Genomic DNA, 16,414 nt, shown 5'->3' on the forward strand with positions numbered 1-16,414 from the left:
GCCACCGCGGGGATTCGAGGCCCGCGCGGCGTCCGGTCGCCCCGGTGCCGCACCCGTCGTTCCGGCCGGTGCCGAGCACGTTGCCGTGTCCGGGACGTCGAGTACAATACGCCACTCATTCAACTGCAAACATTCTCCGGGCGTCAACCCGGGTCGCCGTGTTGCCCCGGCGCCCGCGGCCGGCTCAGGCGCGGGGGTGGGCCTGCCGGTACACCGTCCCGAGCCGGTCCACGGAGACGTGCGTGTAGATCTGGGTGGTCGCCACGGAGGCGTGGCCCAGCAGCTCCTGGACCGTCCGCAGGTCGGCGCCCCCGTCCACGAGGTGCGTGGCCGCCGAGTGGCGCAGGGCGTGGGGACCCCTCGCGGCGGTGTCCGGCACGGAGCCGAGCTCCCGCTCCACCACCCGGCGGACCTGCCGCGCGTCGAGGCGTCCGCCGCGGGCGCCGAGGAACAGCGCCGGTCCGCTGTCGGCCACGGCCAGGACGGGCCGGCGCGCCAGCCACAGCTCCAGCGCCTCGTCGGCGGGGCGGCCGAACGGCACCGTGCGCTCCTTGTCCCCCTTGCCGAGCACCCGCAGGACCCGGCGGGAACGGTCGAGGTCGTCGACGTCGGCGCCCGTGAGCTCGGCCACGCGCGCGCCCGTGGCGTAGAGCAGCTCGAGCAGCGCCCGGTCCCGGGCGGCGAGCGCGGCGTCCGGGCCGCCGGCCCCGGGGGCGGTCGAGCGCGCGTCGAGGTCCTCGAGCAGACCGCGCAGCCCGTCGGCGGGCACCACGTCCGGGAGCCGGCGCCGGCGCCGGGGGGCGACGAGCCGGAGGCTGGGATCGGGGCTCACGAGGCCCGTGGCGGCCGCCCAGCCGAAGAACCCGCGGACCGACGCCGTCCAGCGGGCCATGGAGGAGCGGCCCGCCCCCTCGGCGTGCCGGGCGGCCAGCCACGCCCGGAGCATGTCCAGGTCCACGGCGGCCGGCGCGGCGACCCCGTACCGGGCGTGGAGCCACGTGAAGAGGGAGCGGAGGTCGCCGGTGTAGGCCTGCACGGTCCGGGGACTGCGGGCCAGCTCATGCACCAGGTGGTCCGTGTAGCGCTCGAGGGCCCGGACCACGGCCGTGGGCAGCGGGGCGGCGTCGCTCGTCATGGGGCGAGTCTAGCGACGGCGGCGCCACCCCTCCCCCGTGCCCTCCGCCACGCCGCGCTCCTCGAGCCGGCGCAGCCCGCCCAGCACCTCCCGGACCGACAGCCCGGCGACACGGCTCAGGTGCTCCGGGCGGCTGCGCACGGTGAGGGGCAGGGCGTCGAGGAGCACGCGGTCGCGCTCCGGCAGGCCGTCGACCACGGAGGCGTGGCCGGTGGGCTCGGCAACGGCGGTGCCGAGGGGCCCCACCAGCTCGAGGACCTCCTCGACGTCCGTGACCAGCACGGCCGTGCCCTCCCGCACCAGCCGGTGGCAGCCGGCGGAGGTGTCGGCGTGGACGCTGCCGGGCACCGCGCCCACCGGGCGGCTGAGCCCGTCCGCGTGGCGGGCGGTGTTCTGCGCCCCGGAGCGCCACCGGGCCTCGACGACCACGGTCCCCGCCGAGAGCGCGGCGATGATCCGGTTGCGCTGGAGGAAGCGGTAGCGGCTGGGGGTGCACCCGGGCGCGGCCTCGCTCAGCAGCAGACCGGCGTTCTCGACCGCCCGGAGCAGCCCGTGATTGCCCGGCGGGTAGAGGCGGTCGATCCCGCACGCCATGACCGACACCGTGGCCGGGCGCCCGGTGCCCGTGGCCAGGGCCGCCTCGTGCGCCGCGGCGTCGATGCCCCGCGCGCCCCCGGAGACGACCGTCCAGCCGCGGGCCGCCAGGGCACCGGAGAGGTCCAGGGCGACGTGCCGGCCGTAGGTCGAGCAGTCCCGGGAGCCGACGACGGCGACGGCGCGGGCGGCGGGGAAGCTGAGGAGCCGGCGGTCGCCGCGGCCCCACAGTCCCACCGGCTGGAACAGGCCCAGGTCGGCGAGAGCCGCGGGCCAGTCCGGGTCCTCGGGCACCGCGAACCACGCCCCGGCCCCGGCGGCCACGGCCAGGTCCTCCGCAGGGTCGAGCTCCTCGGCCCGGGGGGCCCAGCGGGCCAGGGCCCGCCGGAGGTCGACCTGGCGGGGCGCACATCCGGCCTCGGCGGCGGCACGCAGGAACACCGGGTGCTCCGCGGCCCGGAGGGGACGTGCTCCCGCGGCGATCTCGAGGGCGGCGACCGGCCCGAGGGCGGCCAGCAGCACCATCGCGGTGAGGTCGGTGGGCTCCACGAGCCGGGACAGGCCCGCCCGGGCGAGGAGCAGCGGGTCGTGGCCGGGGCGGTGCGCAGCAGGGGCGAGGTGCACGGCAGGTCGTCCTGTCTCGGGAGGGCCGGCGGTCAGGCGGGGACCAGGGAGCGGAAGTACAGGGCGGTGTCGACGTCGTCGAGCACGGGCGCGGAGCGCCCCTCGAGGTCGGCCAGCGTCCAGGCGACCCGGAGCACCCGCTGGTGGCCCCGGGCTGTCAGGGAGCCGCGGTCCATGGCGCGCTCCAGCGGCGCGGTGACCGCGTGCGGGGGCCGCAGGACGCCCCGGAGGAGACTGCCCCCGAGCTCGGCGTTGGTGCACACCCCCAGGTGCCGGAGACGTTCCGCCTGGGCTGCGCGTGCCCGGGCGACGCGCACGGAGACCTCCGCCGTGCTCTCCCCCCGTCCGGCGCCGGCGGCGAGCTCGCCGTAGGACACCGTGGGGACGGCGATCTGCAGGTCCACCCGGTCCAGCAGCGGCCCGCTCAGCTTGCCGAAGTAGCTGCGTCGCATCCGCGGGGTGCAGGTGCACCCGGCGCCGTGGCCCCCGGAGCGCCCGCACGGGCAGGGGTTCGCGGCGAGCACCAGTTGGAAGCGGGCGGGGTAGACGGCCGAGGCCGCGGACCGGTCGATCCTGATCCGGCCGTTCTCGAGGGGCTGGCGCAGGGCGTCGATCACCCCGCGGTCGAACTCCGGGGCCTCGTCGAGGAACAGGACCCCGCGGTGCGCCCGTGAGGCCGCCCCGGGCCGGGGGATCCCGGCCCCGCCCCCGAACAGCGCCGCCGCGGAGGCGGTGTGGTGCGGTGCCTCGAACGGTGGACGCCGGATCATGGCGGTGCACCGGCCGGCGGCGCCGTCGAGCGAGTGGATGGCCGTGACCTCCATCGCCGCGGCGTCCTCGAGGTCCGGCAGCAGGCCGGGGAGCCGCTCGGCGAGCATCGTCTTCCCGGCTCCGGGCGGCCCGACCATCAGCAGGTGGTGTCCTCCCGCGGCGGCGATCTCCAGGGCCAGCCGGCCGTCGGCCTGTCCGGCGACGTCGGCCAGGTCCGCCGCCGCGCGCGGCCCGGGACCGGTCGCGGCACCGGGCGCGGCACCGGGCGCTCCCGGCGCTGCGGGCCCCGGCGCGGAGCCGGTGCGGGCGGGCCGGCGCAGGCCCGCGGGGTCGGCCCCCGCGGCGGCGAGCACCTCGGCGAGGCAGGCGTACCCCTCGACGCGGGCGCCGGGGACGAGCCCCGCCTCCGTGGCGTTGGCGGCCGCCACGACGATCCGCTCGTGCCCGGCGTGCACCGCCGCCATGACCGCGGGCAGGATGCCCCGCACCGGCCGCAGCGCCCCGTCCAGGCCCAGTTCTGCCAGGAACACGGTCCGCCCGGTCGCGGGCACGTCCCCGGCGGCCTGCAGGGCGCTCATCACGATGGCGAGGTCGAAGAGGGACCCCCGTTTGGGCAGGGTCGCAGGTGTCAGGTTGACGGTGAGCTTGCGCGGGCTCAGCGGCATCCCGCTGTTGCGCGCCGCGGCACGCAGCCGCTCCCTGGCCTCGTTGAGGGCCGCGTCCGGCAACCCCACGATGCAGAACGCCGGCAGGGTCTGGCCGATGTCCGCCTCGACCTCCACCATCGCGCCCTCGAGGCCGATCAGGGCCACGGCCCAGGTGCGCGCGAAGCCCATCACCGCGCTCCCGGCAGCGGAGCGGACGGATCAGGAGCGGACGGAGCCGGAGCGGCGGGAGCCGGAGCGGACGGGGACCGGGAGTCCGGGCCGGAGCGCGGACGGGGACGGTCGGACACCAGGGACGCGGGACGAGGGGATGTGGGACGACGGCGCATGGGAACCTCCTGGTCCCATGCTGCGGGCCTGCCGGCCCCGGCGGTCGCGCCCGGGCACCGGCGGTGGACAGGGCCGCGGGCTCAGGCCTGTTCGGTCCCGCTGGGGAGCGAGGGTTCCGCCGTGGCGGTGGGCGCCGTGGTCGTGGCCGACGGCGCGGGAACGGGCGTGGGACTGGGCGAGGGCGTCGGCTCCTGCGGCGGGGGCCAGTTCCGCCGCCCCGTCGAGCTCGGCGAGGGCGAGGCCGAGGCGCCGGCGGTGGCGCCGTCGTCCGGGGTCGCCGGGGTCGCGACCCCGCCGGTGTCGGGGTTCGCCGCGGGCGGGATCGTGTCCACGGGCGGCGGCACCGGGGACGTGGAGGGCGTCGGCTGGACACTGGGCTGGGGAGCGGGTGGCGTCGTGGGCTGCGGCGCCGGAGGGGTCGTCGGGTCGGTCACCGTGCCGCAGGCCGTGTTCCAGGCGGCCTGTTGGGCGGATCCGGCCGGCTGGGACGGGTCGGTGCAGTCCGGCACGAACGCGGGCTCCGCGTCCGGCACCGGATCGGGCTCGGCCGGGGCCGGTGCCTGCGGAGGCTGCGCGGCCGGCCGTGCCGGTCGCGGAGCGGCCGGAGCCGGTTCCGCCTCGAGCCGTTCACGGGGCTCCGGGCTCGGCGCGCCCGCCCGGAACTGGCGCTGCGCCGGGCCGTGCCCGACCGGGGCGGGCCCCAGGGCCCGGTCGTTCGGGTAGGGGGACAGCTCGACGTCGTCGAAGGTCCGTGGCAGGCGCTCGAAGTCGCCGATCATCAGCTCCCGGCCGGTGCCCCCGGCGGGCACGGAGCCGGTGTACTCGGCGATCAGCCGGTGCGTGCGGGCGTCGAGGAGGGCCCCCGCCTCGGGGTCCAGGGGCGAGCCGTCGGCCGTCCAGTAGCCGCCCTCCCCGGAGCGGTTCGGGTCCCAGTCGGACAGCACCTCGGCGGCCGGTTCGAACGGGAACTGCCCGCCCTCGTGGCTGATCACCTTGAGGTCGTCGATCTGCACCGTGCGGGTGCCCTCGGTGTTGTCGATGTGCAGCTCGACGTAGGTCACCGGCTCCACGTCCAGGTCCTGCCGCAGCTGCTCGACCTCGTCGTCCGGGGCCGGCACGGTGGGCAGCTCGAACGTGATGACCGCGCCCTCCTCGGTGGTGAGGGCGTAGGGGCCCGGGGTGAGCCCGCTGGGCGCGGTGGTCACGGTGCCCGGCTGCGCGATGGCCTCGGGCTCCGGGGCCTTCAGCACGCCGCACCCCGTGGCGGTCAGCGCGACGGCGGCGGCGAGGGCCGCGGCGCGTCGTGGAGCGGCGAGCGGTCCCGCAGCGACCACAGCACACCTCCGTCGTTCTCCCGGTCATCGACGATCCAACAGTGGCACGTCCCTCGGGGCATGTCACGTGAGCTCCGGGCGCGTCGCGTCTCATTCGACCTGCCGCAGGACCTCGATCACCGGCGCCCCTCCGTGTGCAAATGTGATTGCAACGGCATCGATCCTGATCATCGCGGGGTCGCGGTGGTGGACCCGCGCCCAGGCCGCGGCCAGGCGGTGCAGGCGGGCGACTTTCTGCCGCGTAATGGACTCCAGCGGATGTCCGTAACGCAGGCTCGAGCGGGTCTTGACCTCGACGACGACCACCCGTCCCTCGTGCTCCGCCACGAGGTCGGCCTCCCCCCGCACCCCGTCCCGGGTGGGCCGGGCGCGCCAGTTGCGGTCGAGCACGCGGTAGCCCCGGGCCTCCAGGTGCGCGGCCGCCAGCCGCTCGCCCCGCGCGCCCAGCGCCTCGGTCACGGGGCACCTCCCTCGCCGCCGGTCCCGCACGGCGGTCGCCGGGCGGAGGTCCCATCGTGCGCCGACGCGCGGGGCCCCCGCGGCGGCCGGGCCGGTGTGTGCAGGACGGGTCAGGAGGCGGCGGGGTCCTCCGGCACGGGCCCGGCCGCGCCGGGCACGGAGAAGGGGTCCGTGTGCGCGAGCTCCTCCACGTTGACGTCCTTGAAGCTCATGACGCGCACGTGCTTGACGAACCGGGCGGAGCGGTAGACATCCCAGACCCACGCGTCCCTGAGCTCCACGTCGAAGTAGAGCCCGTTCCTCGTCTCGACCGGCTCGATGCGGACCGAGTTCGCGAGGTAGAAGCGCCGGTCGGTCTCGACCACGAACTGGAAGAGCCCGGCGACGTCCCGGTACTCCCGGTACAGCTGCAGCTCCAGATCGGTCTCGAAGTTCTCGAGCTCCTCGGCGCTCATGTCGTCCCCTCCCCCGTCCTGTGCGCGCCGGCCGCGGCCGGCGCGAGACGCCAGCTCAGCCGGTGGTGCGGCGTGGTCCCGTGCTCCTCGAGGGCCTGCCGGTGCCGGGCGGCCCCGTAGCCCTTGTTGCTGTCCCAACCGTACTGCGGCCACCCGGCCGAGAGCTCACCCATCATCCGGTCCCGCTCGACCTTCGCGAGCACGCTGGCCGCCGCGACGGACGCGCACGTCAGGTCGGCCTTGACGCGGGTCACCACGGTCCCCGTCCACTCCTGCACCGCCGGCTCGCCCCCCGCGCCGTCGAGATCATCGGGAACGCCGGGAACGGCGAAGAGCGAGTCCGTCCGGGGCGCGGAGAGCCAGTCGTGCCCACCGTCGAGGAGCACGACGTCGGGCGCGGGGCCTCCCGCCGCCGCGGCGGCGATCGCCCGGCGCCCGGCCAGCCGCAGGGCCGCCGTCAGGCCGAGAGCGTCGATCTCCCGGGGGGAGGCGTGGCCGACGCCGGAGGCCGCGCACCACGAGCGGATGCGGGGGACGAGCGCCTCGCGCCGGGCGGGGCTGAGCAGCTTGCTGTCCCGGAGCCCGGGGACCGCGCGGTCCGTGCCGGGGCGCAGGACGACCAGTCCGGCGGTGACCGGACCGGCGAGGGCACCGCGGCCCACCTCGTCCATCCCGCCCACGACGCGGGCGCCCGTCTCCTGCAGGGACCGCTCGAGCTCGAGCCCCGGCGCGCGGCCCCGCAGCGGCGCCGCGCGCCGGCCGGGCTCAGGAGCCACCGCTGGACCGGTCGGGGACGTCCGCGAAGACCTCGTCGGGGTTGTCCAGCAGCTGAAACCGGTCGAGCGGCCAGGCGATGACGAACGCGGTGCCCACGACGTCGTCGTGGCTGATGAACGCGCCGTTCTCCGCGAGCTCCGCCAGGTGGACCCGGGCGTCGGCGGACGCGTCCCGGTGGTCCCCCAGCACGAAGTAGTGGTTCTCGGGGACCTCGACCTCGAACTCGATCTCCGAGGGGGCGGAGCCGGGGAAGAGGTAGGCGTCCCGCTCCTCGAGCGGCTCGCCGTTGACCGTGACCCGACCCGAGGCGTCGCAGCACGCCACGGTGTCGCCCCCGACCCCGATGACGCGCTTGATGAGGTGCTGGTCCGTGCGGTCCGGGAGCACGCCCACGAAGGCGAGGGCGTCGTAGACGGCGTCGGTGGGACCGCCGCCGCTGTCGGGCTGCGGGGGCAGCCAACCCTTGGCGTCCTCGAACACGACGATGTCACCGCGCTCGAGAGGCCCGAACGTCGGTTCGACCACGTTGACGAAGATCCGGTCGTTGAGCTGGAGGGTGTTCTCCATCGAACCGGACGGGATGTAGAAGCCCCGCACGAGCAGGGTCTTCACGACGAAGGCGATGAGCACGGCCCAGACCAGCACCAGGAGGATCTCCCGGACCGAGCCCCAGAACGTCTCGGGACGCTGCTTGCGGGAGCGCCGGGCCGCGCGCCGACCGCCGTCGCGCGGGGCGGACCGGTCCTGCCCGTCCTCGGCGCCGGCAGGCCCGCCGGCGGGCTCGGTCCGGGCGCCGGGCACCGCCGGGGCGGGAGCGGCGGCGTCGGCGGGCACACCGTGGTGGTGCTGGGGCGCGCCGTCGCCGGGGGGCTGGGTCCTGTCGGCCACTGCTCTCGTCCTTCCTGGGCGGACGCCGGTGGGCGTCCGGATCCGGATCCCTGCGGATCGCGTCAGAGCTGCCCGGCCCGGTCCCGGGGCCACAGAACAGCAAGGGGTTCTCCGATGACCTTATCCGCTCGGACCAGTCCGCCACCGGGCGCGCCGAGCAGATGGCGCGAGTCGACCGAGGCCGACCGGTGGTCGCCCATCAGCCAGAGCCGGCCCTCGGGGACCTCCACGGTGAATTCGATCTCGCTGGGGCGGTCGCCGGCCAGGACGTAGTCCTCGACGATCTCCTCGCCGTCGACCTCGATCCGGCCGGAGGGGCCGCAGCAGGACACCGTGTCCCCCGGGACGCCGGCGACCCGCTTGAGGTACACGCTCTCGGAGCCGGTGAGCCCGGTCCACCGCCCCAGGGTCTGCAGGACCTGCACGGGCCAGGGGTCGTCGCTGTGCAGGGGGGCGAAGCTGCCCCGCCCGTCGAAGACCACCAGATCCCCCCGCTCGAGGGCGGACGGGTCGACGAGCTTGTCCACCAGCACCCGGTCCCCCGGCTGGACGGTCGGCTGCATCGAGTCCGAACCGATCCAGTAGACGTCCACGACGGTCCCGCGCAGCACCCCGGTGACCAGCAGGGCCGCCAGGAGGGCGAGGACGACGGAACGCCAGCCCCGGACTCGGGGCTGGCGTTCTCGCCGGACGGCGTGGGACCCGGTGGTGCGCAGGTCCCGTGCGCGGGTCGCCGTGGGCACGGAGGCGTGCGCCGTCCTACTTGCCGGACTTGCCGGACTTGACGGCCTTGCCGGACTTCGAGGACTTGGCCGTGGTGCTGTCGCGCTTCTCGCGGATGCGGGCGGCCTTGCCGTGGCGGTCGCGCATGTAGTAGAGCTTCGCGCGGCGGACGTCACCGCGGGTGACGACCTCGATCTTCTCGATGACCGGGGAGTGCACCGGGAAGGTGCGCTCCACGCCCACGCCGAAGGAGACCTTGCGGACGGTGAAGGTCTCGTGCACGCCGGCGCCCTGGCGCCCGAGGACGAAGCCCTTGAAGACCTGCACGCGGGAGCGGCTGCCCTCGACGATGTTGACGTGCACGTTGAGGGTGTCGCCCGGGCGGAAGTCGGGGACGTCGCTGCGCAGGGACTTGGCGTCGAGCTGGTCGAGAATGTTCATGGTGACTCTCCTGGTGAACGCCGCAGGTCGCTCACGTGGGTCGGCGCGGATCCGTGGCGGCGGGCGGGGCCCGGTCCGGGTGCGGGATCCGCACAACGTGGTGGCGGGGTCCCCGAGCGGGGTTCCCGGGTGTCCGGCTGTTGGTCGCTCATCCCCCTGCGGCAGGGGCGTGCCCAGCAGACACACAGCTGAACATTATGCCACAGGTTCCCCGGGGGTGTCCTGTCCGTCGCGCACCAGCCGCGCGCCCGCGACGGTCCAGCCGGCCTCGGCGAGCACCGCCCGGTCCGCGCGGTCCAGGAGGGCGGGGTCGAGGGCCGCGACGAGGTCGGGGCGGCGGGCGGCGGTGCGCTGCAACTGCCGGTCCCGCCGCCAGCGCGCGATCCGCCCGTGGTGGCCCGAGAGCAGGACCTCCGGGACCGGGCGGTCGCGCCACAGCGCGGGCTTCGTGTAGACGGGATACTCGAGCAGCCCGTCCGCGTGGGACTCCTCCACCAGCGACTCCGGATTGCCGACCACGCCGGGCACGAGCCGGCCGATGGCCTCGACCATCGCCAGCACGGCCACCTCCCCGCCGTTGAGGACGTAGTCGCCGAGACTCGTGGGCCGGACCTCGAAGTGCTCGCGGGCCCAGTCGACGACGCGCTCGTCGATGCCCTCGTAGCGCCCGCAGGCGAACACGAGGTGCTCGCGCAGGGCGAGGTCGCGAGCGGTGGCCTGGGTGAAGACCTCCCCCGCGGGCGAGGGCACGACCAGCACCGGCCGCTCCCCCGGGACCGCCGTGCCGGCGGCCGGAGGGGTGCCCGCCCCCAGCACGGCGCCGAGCGCCGCCGCCCAGGGCTCCGGCTTCATGACCATGCCGGCCCCGCCGCCGTAGGGGGTGTCGTCGACCGTGCGGTGCCGGTCGGTGGTGAACTCGCGCAGGTCCGTCACGGTCAGCTCGAGGAGCCCCTGCTGCCTGGCCTTGCCGATGAGGGAGAGGTCCAGGGCCGAGAGGTACTCGGGGAAGATGCTGACGACGTCGATGCGCATCAGCGCCCGCCCTCCGACGCCCCGGAGCCGGTCGTCCCGCCGTCCGGGTCACCGTCGCTCCCGTCGTCGAGACCCAGCTCGAGCAGGCCCGGCGGCGGGGTCACCACCACGAAGCCGCCCTCGGGGTCGACGACGGGCACGATCTCCTCGACGAAGGGCAGGACGGCCTCGCGCCCGCCCTCGTCGAGCTCGATCTCCAGCAGGTCCTGCACCGGCAGGGTGCGCAGCCCGGTGACCACGCCGATCCGCGGGCCCGACCCGTCCTCCGGGCCGGTGCGCACCTCGAGGCCGACGAGCTCGTGCTCGTACCACTCGTCGGGGTCCGTGTCCTCCTCCTGGGCCTCGGCGAAGAGACGGGCGCCGCGCAGGGTCTCGGCCCCGTTGCGGTCGGCGACCTCCTCGAGGGCCACGACGAGCACGGCCTTGTTCCAGCGGGCCCTCCGCACGGTGACCACGCCGCCGGGGGCCAGCGGGACGGAGGGCTCGAGCAGCAGCCGGGCGCCGGGGGCGAAGCGCTCCTCCGGGGCGTCGGTGAACAGCTGCACGGTGACCTCCCCCCGGATGCCGTGGGGCTTGCCGACGCGGGCTACCTGGACCTTCATGGTGCTCCTGGGGGTCGGCGGCCGGTCGGCCGCGGGAGGGGATGCGGTGGGGGCCGCCGCACAGCGCACGGTCCCCGCATCCGGTGCGGATGCGGGGACCGTGCGGGCGGGCGGTGCGCCTCAGCGGGAGCGGTCGGTGTCGACCACGTCGATCCGGACCGGGCCGTCCTGGGCGAGCGCGCCGACGACGGTGCGCAGCGCCTTGGCCGTGCGGCCCTGGCGGCCGATGACCCGGCCGAGGTCGTCGGGGTGCACCCGGACCTCGAGGGTCTCCGAGCGGCGCCCGCTCTTGACACGGACGTCGACGTCATCGGGGCTGTCCACGATCCCGCGGACCAGGTGCTCCAACGCGTCGGCGAGCATGACTACTCGGCCTTCTCGGCGTCAGCCGCGGGGGCGTCCTCGGACGCGGCGGCGTCGGCGGTCTTCTCGCCCTTGGGGGTGATCGCCTCGGGGACGATCACGGAGCCCTTGTCGGGGGCGACGAACTCGCCCTTGGGCTCGGGCTGCCGGAGGGTGCCCTCGGCGCCCTCCTCGCCCTTGAACCGCTGCCAGTCGCCGGTCACCTTGAGGATGGCGGCGACGGCCTCGGACGGCTGGGCACCGACGCCGAGCCAGTACTGGGCCCGGTCCGAGACGACCTCGATGTAGGAGGGGTGCTCGGTCGGGTGGTACTTGCCGATCTCCTCGATGACGCGGCCGTCGCGCTTCTTGCGGGAGTCGACGACGACGAGGCGGTAACGGGGATCGCGCATCTTGCCCATGCGCTTGAGACGGATCTTAACAGCCACTGGTGTGGACTCTCCTGGTTCTTGGATGCGGTGAACGCCTGGTCTCGCTCCCGTGGGGCGGGCCGGTCGCAGGATTCTGTGGACACGAGAAACGTGCGGCGAGAGGGACCGCACGCATCGAGTACCCGTCCAGTATGCCAGACGCCGTCAAGTCCGCCGGCACCTCACGGCTCGAGGCGCGCGGCCTCCCGCCACGTGAGGGATCGCCCGCCCTGGAACACGGCGCGCCGGTAGATCCGCTCCCCCAGCCGCAGCAGCGTCCAGGCCGCCGCGAGGGCGACCGCGAGGGACAGCACGGGCTGCCACCACGCCACCTCGCCCCCGAGCAGCCGCACGGGCATCGCGACCGACGACACGACCGGCACGAAGGACGCCGCCGTGAGCCAGGCCCCCTCGGCGTAGAGGCCCAGCAGGAGGGCGCCGACGAGCACGGTCATGATCGGCCCGGTGCTCGTCTGCAGGTCCTCGGGGCGGGACGCGAGCGAGCCGAGCACCGCCCAGACGCAGGCCTGCGCGGCGAAGCCGGCCACGAAGAACGCCACGAACCAGCCGGAGGCGGCGAGCACCCAGCCCACGTCCGCGGCGGCGCCCGTGACGTTGACCCCCACGAGGCCGACCGCGGCGTAGAGCGCGAGCTGCCCGAACGCCAGCAGCGAGTTGCCGAGCACCTTGCCGTGCAGCAGCTGCCGGACCGGGACCGCCGTGGCCAGGATCTCCACGACCCGGTTCTGCTTCTCCTCGAGCACCGAGTGGGCGATGGCCGTGCCGAAGAGGATCGCCGCCAGGTAGAACAGGAAGGCGAAGACGAAGCCCATGGCGAGCCGCACCGGTCCGCGGTCCGCCTCGCCGGAGAGCAGCTCGGTGCGCACCTCGGCGCCCGCGGTCAGCTCCTCGGCGGTGGTCCCGGCCGCGCGGGCGTTCGCGGCGAGGGTCTCCTCGGCCACCGCCTGTTCGAGCACCCGGGCCAGGCCGGGGTCCACGCCGTCCTTGCCGACCACCGTCCACCCGTCCAGGCCCCGGAGCAGGGCGGCGTCGGCGGTCTCCCGGGCGACCGCGCGGCGGGCCGCGTCCGGGGAGGGCGCCGCGTGGACGGTGAGGGTGTCGTCCCCGTCGGCGGCCAGGGCCTGCGCGGCCCGCGCCGCGACCGGCGCGGCGTCGGGGGCCGCGGTGGCCAGGACGTGCTCGGCGGGGCGGCCGCCGAGCAGGGCGGAGGCGGCGATCGAGCCGGCCACGAGGAGCACGGTCACCACCGTGGAGAGCAGGAAGGCCCGGTCGCGCAGCTTCACGGAGATCTCACGGGTCGTGACGATCCACCACGGGCGGGCGGCCGGAGGGCGCGGCGCCGTGGCGGGGCCCTGCCGCGGACTCATCGGGTGACCTCCCGGTAGACGTCGGAGAGGGACGGCACGATCTCGGCGAACTCGAGGAGCCCGCGGGGCACCGCGGCCTCGAGCACGCGGCGCCGGGCGGCGTCGTCCTCGAGCTCGAGCACCGCCTCGGGTCCGTCCACGTCGAGGACGCGCACGCCCGGCAGGTCCCGCAGCCACCCGGCGTCCTGCGCGCAGCGCAGCCGGCGCCGGCGGGGACCGGCGCGCCGCAGGTCCCCGGTCGCCCCGGCCGCCAGGACGCGGCCGCCGGAGAGGACCACGAGGGAGTCGCAGAGCCGGTCGACGAGGTCGAGCTGGTGGCTCGAGAAGAGCACGGGGACCCCCTGGGCCGTGTGCTCCCGCAGCAGCTCGACCATGGAGTCCACCGCCGCCGGGTCCAGTCCGGAGAACGGCTCGTCCAGGACCAGGGCGGTGGGCCCGTGCAGGAGCGCGGCCGCGACCTGCACCCGCTGCTGGTTGCCGAGCGAGAGGGACTCCAGCCTGTCCCCCGCGCGGCCGGCCAGGCCGAACCGCTCCAGCAGGCGGGCGGCGGCCGCGAGGGCCTCGCCGCGCTCCATCCCGCGCAGCCGGCCCAGGTAGCCCAGCTGGTCCAGCACCGGCTGCTTGGGGTAGAGCCCGCGCTCCTCGGGCATGTACCCGAAGCCGGCGCGGTCCGCGGCGGTGGCGGGGCGGCCGTTCCACAGGACCTCGCCGGCGCCGACGGCCAGCACGCCCATCAGCATCCGCATCGTCGTGGTCTTGCCCGCGCCGTTCGCGCCGACGAAGCCGGTGATCCGGCCGGGCTCGACCCGGAAGGAGACGTCCTCGACCACGGCCCGGCCACCGAAGGAGCGGCACAGCCCCCGTGCCTCCAGGACGTGTTCCGCGGGGCCGCCGCGGGGCCGGTCGGTGGTCGCCGCGGGGGCGGTGCTGGTGCTCATGGGCCCGGGTCCTCTCGGCCGCTGTGCCCGCCCGCTGGGTGCGCGGCGGCTCGGTCCCAGCCTACGAACGCCGGGGACCCGGGGGATCCCCACCGGGGCGGAGACCGCGGGCCGCCGGTCCGGGGCCCTCCGCCCCGGGGCGGAGCCGGTTCAGCCGGCCAGGCCCGCCCGGTGGGCGAACACGACGGCCTGGACCCGGTCCCGGGAGCCCGTCTTCGCGAGGATGTTGGACACGTGGGTCTTGACGGTGGCCGGCCCCAGGAACAGGCGCTGGGCGATCTCCGCGTTGGACAGCCCGTCCGAGACCAGCAGCAGCACCTCGTGCTCCCGCTCGGTGAGGGAGGCGAGCGCCCGCTGCCGGGCCGGGTCGGGGGGCGTGGGCTCGGGCGGCGCGGGAGCGGACTCCGCGGCGGGGGCCGGGGCGTCCGTGGTCAGGGCCCGGATGACGCGCAGCGTGGCCTCCGGCGCGAGCAGCGCGTGGCCCCCGGCGACCGCCCGGACGGCCTCGATCAGGTCGTCCGGGTCGGCGTTCTTGAGCAGGAACCCGCTGGCACCGGCGGCAAGGGCGTCGAAGAGGTAGTCCTCGCGGTCGAACGTCGTGACGATCACGACCTTGGCGGCTCCCCCGCCGACGATCCGGCGGGTGGCCTCGATCCCGTCCATGACGGGCATCTGCACGTCGAGGAGGGCGACGTCCACGGTCCCCTCCTCGACGGCGGCGACGGCCTCGGCGCCGTCGGAGGCCTGGGCGACGACCTCGATGTCGTCGGCCACGGACAGGACCATGGCGAAGCCGGAGCGCACGAGGGCGTGGTCGTCGGCGAGCAGGACGCGGATCATGCCTCCGATCCTCGCAGAGCCCGGCCCGCGGCGGGAATCCCGGCGGCCCCGGCGCGGTCCGCGGCGCCCGCGCCGGCGGCGTCCACGGGCAGGGGGCAACGGGCGCGGACGCGCCATCCGGGCCGTCCGGCGCGGGGCCCGATCTCCGCCTCCCCGCCGTGCAGGCGGACGCGCTCGCGCAGCCCCTGCAGGCCGAACCCGGTGCCGGCGGTGCCGGGGCGGGGCGAGCCGTCGTCGAGGACCTCGAGCTCGAACCACCGGCCGCCGGGACCGCGGCCGGTGCGCAGGGTGACGGAGGCCGTGGTGGCCGTGGAGTGCCGGATGACGTTGGACAGGGACTCCTGGGCGCAGCGGAAGACGGACAGACCCAGGGCCGGGGGGACGTCGTCCAGGTCGCCCGGGACGTCCTCCACCGTGCGGACCTCGACCGTGAGCCCGTTGTCCGCGTGCAGGCGGGCGAGGGACGGGATGTCCCCGAGGCCGGGGTCGGGCCGGCGCGACGCGGAGGCGGTCCCTCCGCCGGGGCCCGGGGCGGCGTCCTCGCCCTCGGCGCGCAGCACGCCGAGCAGCTGCCGCAGCTCCCCCACCGCGGTCCGGCTGGACCCCTCGATGGTGCGCAGCGCGGTCACGGCAGCGTCCCGGTCACGGTCCAGGACCGTGCGGGCGGCCCCGGCCTGGATGCCGATCACGGACACGTGGTGGGCGACCACGTCGTGCAGCTCCCGTGCGATCCGCAGGCGCTCGTCGACGACGGCGCGGCGGGCGATCTCCTGGGACTGCTCCCGGATCCGCTGCGCCTGGGCCGCGAGCCGGTGCTGCTGGAGCGCGGCCCGCCACGAGGCGCGCCCGGCCAGGACCGCCCCGCCGAAGTAGACGGTGTTCACGAGCAGGGTGAACACGGCGTAGGACGGCAGCTGCGGCAGCGGGCCGTCGACCTCGCCCAGCCCCGTCAGGAAGTCCGCGTAGGCGTTGGTGACGGTGAACGCGCCGAGCAGCCACAGCCCCATCGTGCCCACGACCACCGACATGGCCACCCACAGGGCCTGGCGGTCCCGCGACCACGCGACGGCCGCGTAGAGCGCCGCGAAGTACGCGCCCTGGAACGGCAGCGTCATGGCGGCCGTGGGGCTCGCGTAGGTCAGCCCGAGGAACAGCGCCGAGGACGCGACCACGACCGGCAGCGGGAAGCGGCGGCGCAGGGCCAGGGGCGCCACGACCAGCGCGGTGCTGAGGTAGAAGCGCCAGGGCTCGTCCTCCTCGGCGAGCCCCGCGTAGCTGTGCACCAGCGCGGAGGCCAGCAGCGCGACCAGCAGGAACCCCAGGGCGGCCAGCACGTCGTGGCGCCGCTGGGCCGCCGTGGGCCCGGGCCGGGCCCAGAAGGGGTCCTCCGGGTCGTTCAGCCACGCCGTGACGCGTGCCGCGAGCGGCGGGCGCCGGGCCGTGCGGGGGTCCGTGCCGGGGACGGCGTCCGCGGCGGCGTCCGGGGCGGGGGCGGCGGGAGTGTGCACCCGTCCACGGTAGCCCGCGGCGGCCCGGACGGTCCTCCCCCCCCCCCCCCCCCCCCCCCCCCGCCCCCCGCCCCGCGCCCCCCCCCCCGGGCCGGCGCCAAGGGGGGGCCGGGCGCCGGCCGCCGGGGGGCGCGGGC

At 76.2% G+C, this 16,414-nt stretch carries 18 protein-coding genes; all 18 read right to left on the minus strand.

The window, feature by feature from the left end:
- Positions 1-184 precede the first annotated feature (184 nt).
- Positions 185-1,135, minus strand: a complete 951-nt coding sequence (locus QYM41_RS11165) for a tyrosine recombinase XerC (protein WP_368799802.1) — start codon at positions 1,133-1,135, stop codon at positions 185-187.
- A 9-nt stretch (positions 1,136-1,144) separates the two neighbouring features.
- Positions 1,145-2,353 carry a DNA-processing protein DprA gene (gene dprA, locus QYM41_RS11170; protein ID WP_368799803.1) on the minus strand — a complete coding sequence of 403 codons (1,209 nt, stop codon included), beginning with the start codon at positions 2,351-2,353 and terminating at the stop codon, positions 1,145-1,147.
- A 32-nt stretch (positions 2,354-2,385) separates the two neighbouring features.
- Entirely contained in the window at positions 2,386-3,960 is a 1,575-nt protein-coding gene (locus tag QYM41_RS11175) for a YifB family Mg chelatase-like AAA ATPase (protein ID WP_368799804.1), read from the minus strand.
- Between the two features lie 239 nt (positions 3,961-4,199).
- Positions 4,200-5,453, minus strand: coding sequence for a hypothetical protein (locus QYM41_RS11180; protein WP_368799805.1), 1,254 nt, complete (start codon positions 5,451-5,453; stop codon positions 4,200-4,202).
- Between the two features lie 90 nt (positions 5,454-5,543).
- A complete protein-coding gene (locus QYM41_RS11185) occupies positions 5,544-5,912 on the minus strand; it encodes a YraN family protein (protein WP_368799806.1) in 369 nt (122 codons plus the stop codon).
- A 110-nt stretch (positions 5,913-6,022) separates the two neighbouring features.
- Complete coding sequence (locus tag QYM41_RS11190) at positions 6,023-6,367, minus strand: DUF2469 domain-containing protein (RefSeq protein ID WP_368799807.1); 345 nt, start codon at positions 6,365-6,367, stop codon at positions 6,023-6,025.
- On the minus strand, positions 6,364-7,143 hold the full coding sequence (gene rnhB, locus QYM41_RS11195) for a ribonuclease HII (protein ID WP_368799808.1): 780 nt from the start codon (positions 7,141-7,143) through the stop codon (positions 6,364-6,366). The genes QYM41_RS11190 and rnhB overlap by 4 nt, the downstream gene beginning before the upstream one ends.
- On the minus strand, positions 7,133-8,032 hold the full coding sequence (lepB, locus tag QYM41_RS11200) for a signal peptidase I (protein WP_368799809.1): 900 nt from the start codon (positions 8,030-8,032) through the stop codon (positions 7,133-7,135). Before lepB (QYM41_RS11200) ends, rnhB begins: the two co-directional genes overlap by 11 nt.
- Positions 8,033-8,094: 62 nt before the next feature.
- On the minus strand, positions 8,095-8,775 hold the full coding sequence (gene lepB, locus QYM41_RS11205; protein WP_368799810.1) for a signal peptidase I: 681 nt from the start codon (positions 8,773-8,775) through the stop codon (positions 8,095-8,097).
- A 16-nt stretch (positions 8,776-8,791) separates the two neighbouring features.
- Positions 8,792-9,196: a 50S ribosomal protein L19 gene (rplS, locus tag QYM41_RS11210; protein WP_368799811.1), complete on the minus strand. Its 405-nt coding sequence runs from the start codon at positions 9,194-9,196 to the stop codon at positions 8,792-8,794.
- 195 nt (positions 9,197-9,391) lie between these two features.
- Positions 9,392-10,228 carry a tRNA (guanosine(37)-N1)-methyltransferase TrmD gene (gene trmD, locus QYM41_RS11215; RefSeq protein ID WP_368799812.1) on the minus strand — a complete coding sequence of 279 codons (837 nt, stop codon included), beginning with the start codon at positions 10,226-10,228 and terminating at the stop codon, positions 9,392-9,394.
- Complete coding sequence (rimM, locus tag QYM41_RS11220) at positions 10,228-10,830, minus strand: ribosome maturation factor RimM (RefSeq protein ID WP_368799813.1); 603 nt, start codon at positions 10,828-10,830, stop codon at positions 10,228-10,230. Before rimM ends, trmD begins: the two co-directional genes overlap by 1 nt.
- Before the next feature lie 120 nt (positions 10,831-10,950).
- Positions 10,951-11,193 carry an RNA-binding protein gene (locus QYM41_RS11225; RefSeq protein WP_368799814.1) on the minus strand — a complete coding sequence of 81 codons (243 nt, stop codon included), beginning with the start codon at positions 11,191-11,193 and terminating at the stop codon, positions 10,951-10,953.
- Between the two features lie 2 nt (positions 11,194-11,195).
- On the minus strand, positions 11,196-11,621 hold the full coding sequence (rpsP, locus tag QYM41_RS11230; protein WP_368799815.1) for a 30S ribosomal protein S16: 426 nt from the start codon (positions 11,619-11,621) through the stop codon (positions 11,196-11,198).
- Positions 11,622-11,785: 164 nt separating this feature from the next.
- On the minus strand, positions 11,786-12,991 hold the full coding sequence (locus tag QYM41_RS11235) for an ABC transporter permease (RefSeq protein WP_368799816.1): 1,206 nt from the start codon (positions 12,989-12,991) through the stop codon (positions 11,786-11,788).
- Positions 12,988-13,929 (minus strand): ABC transporter ATP-binding protein, encoded by a 942-nt coding sequence (locus QYM41_RS11240; protein ID WP_368799817.1) that lies wholly within the window; start codon positions 13,927-13,929, stop codon positions 12,988-12,990. The genes QYM41_RS11235 and QYM41_RS11240 overlap by 4 nt, the downstream gene beginning before the upstream one ends.
- A gap of 150 nt (positions 13,930-14,079) precedes the next feature.
- Complete coding sequence (locus tag QYM41_RS11245) at positions 14,080-14,769, minus strand: response regulator (RefSeq protein ID WP_368799818.1); 690 nt, start codon at positions 14,767-14,769, stop codon at positions 14,080-14,082.
- Complete coding sequence (locus QYM41_RS11250; protein WP_368799819.1) at positions 14,766-16,277, minus strand: sensor histidine kinase; 1,512 nt, start codon at positions 16,275-16,277, stop codon at positions 14,766-14,768. The genes QYM41_RS11245 and QYM41_RS11250 overlap by 4 nt, the downstream gene beginning before the upstream one ends.
- Positions 16,278-16,414: the final 137 nt, after the last annotated feature.

The organism is Kocuria oxytropis (assembly GCF_040981195.1).
Taxonomy (GTDB): domain Bacteria; phylum Actinomycetota; class Actinomycetes; order Actinomycetales; family Micrococcaceae; genus Kocuria; species Kocuria oxytropis.

Coding starts and splice junctions, on each gene's coding strand:
- QYM41_RS11175 (WP_368799804.1), bottom strand. CDS start 3,960: ATGGGCTTCGCGCGCACCTGGGCCGTGGCCCTGATCGGCCTCGAGGGC.
- QYM41_RS11240 (WP_368799817.1), bottom strand. CDS start 13,929: ATGAGCACCAGCACCGCCCCCGCGGCGACCACCGACCGGCCCCGCGGC.
- QYM41_RS11165 (WP_368799802.1), bottom strand. CDS start 1,135: ATGACGAGCGACGCCGCCCCGCTGCCCACGGCCGTGGTCCGGGCCCTC.
- QYM41_RS11245 (WP_368799818.1), bottom strand. CDS start 14,769: ATGATCCGCGTCCTGCTCGCCGACGACCACGCCCTCGTGCGCTCCGGC.
- QYM41_RS11235 (WP_368799816.1), bottom strand. CDS start 12,991: ATGAGTCCGCGGCAGGGCCCCGCCACGGCGCCGCGCCCTCCGGCCGCC.
- QYM41_RS11190 (WP_368799807.1), bottom strand. CDS start 6,367: ATGAGCGCCGAGGAGCTCGAGAACTTCGAGACCGATCTGGAGCTGCAG.
- QYM41_RS11225 (WP_368799814.1), bottom strand. CDS start 11,193: ATGCTCGCCGACGCGTTGGAGCACCTGGTCCGCGGGATCGTGGACAGC.
- rplS (WP_368799811.1), bottom strand. CDS start 9,196: ATGAACATTCTCGACCAGCTCGACGCCAAGTCCCTGCGCAGCGACGTC.
- rimM (WP_368799813.1), bottom strand. CDS start 10,830: ATGAAGGTCCAGGTAGCCCGCGTCGGCAAGCCCCACGGCATCCGGGGG.
- trmD (WP_368799812.1), bottom strand. CDS start 10,228: ATGCGCATCGACGTCGTCAGCATCTTCCCCGAGTACCTCTCGGCCCTG.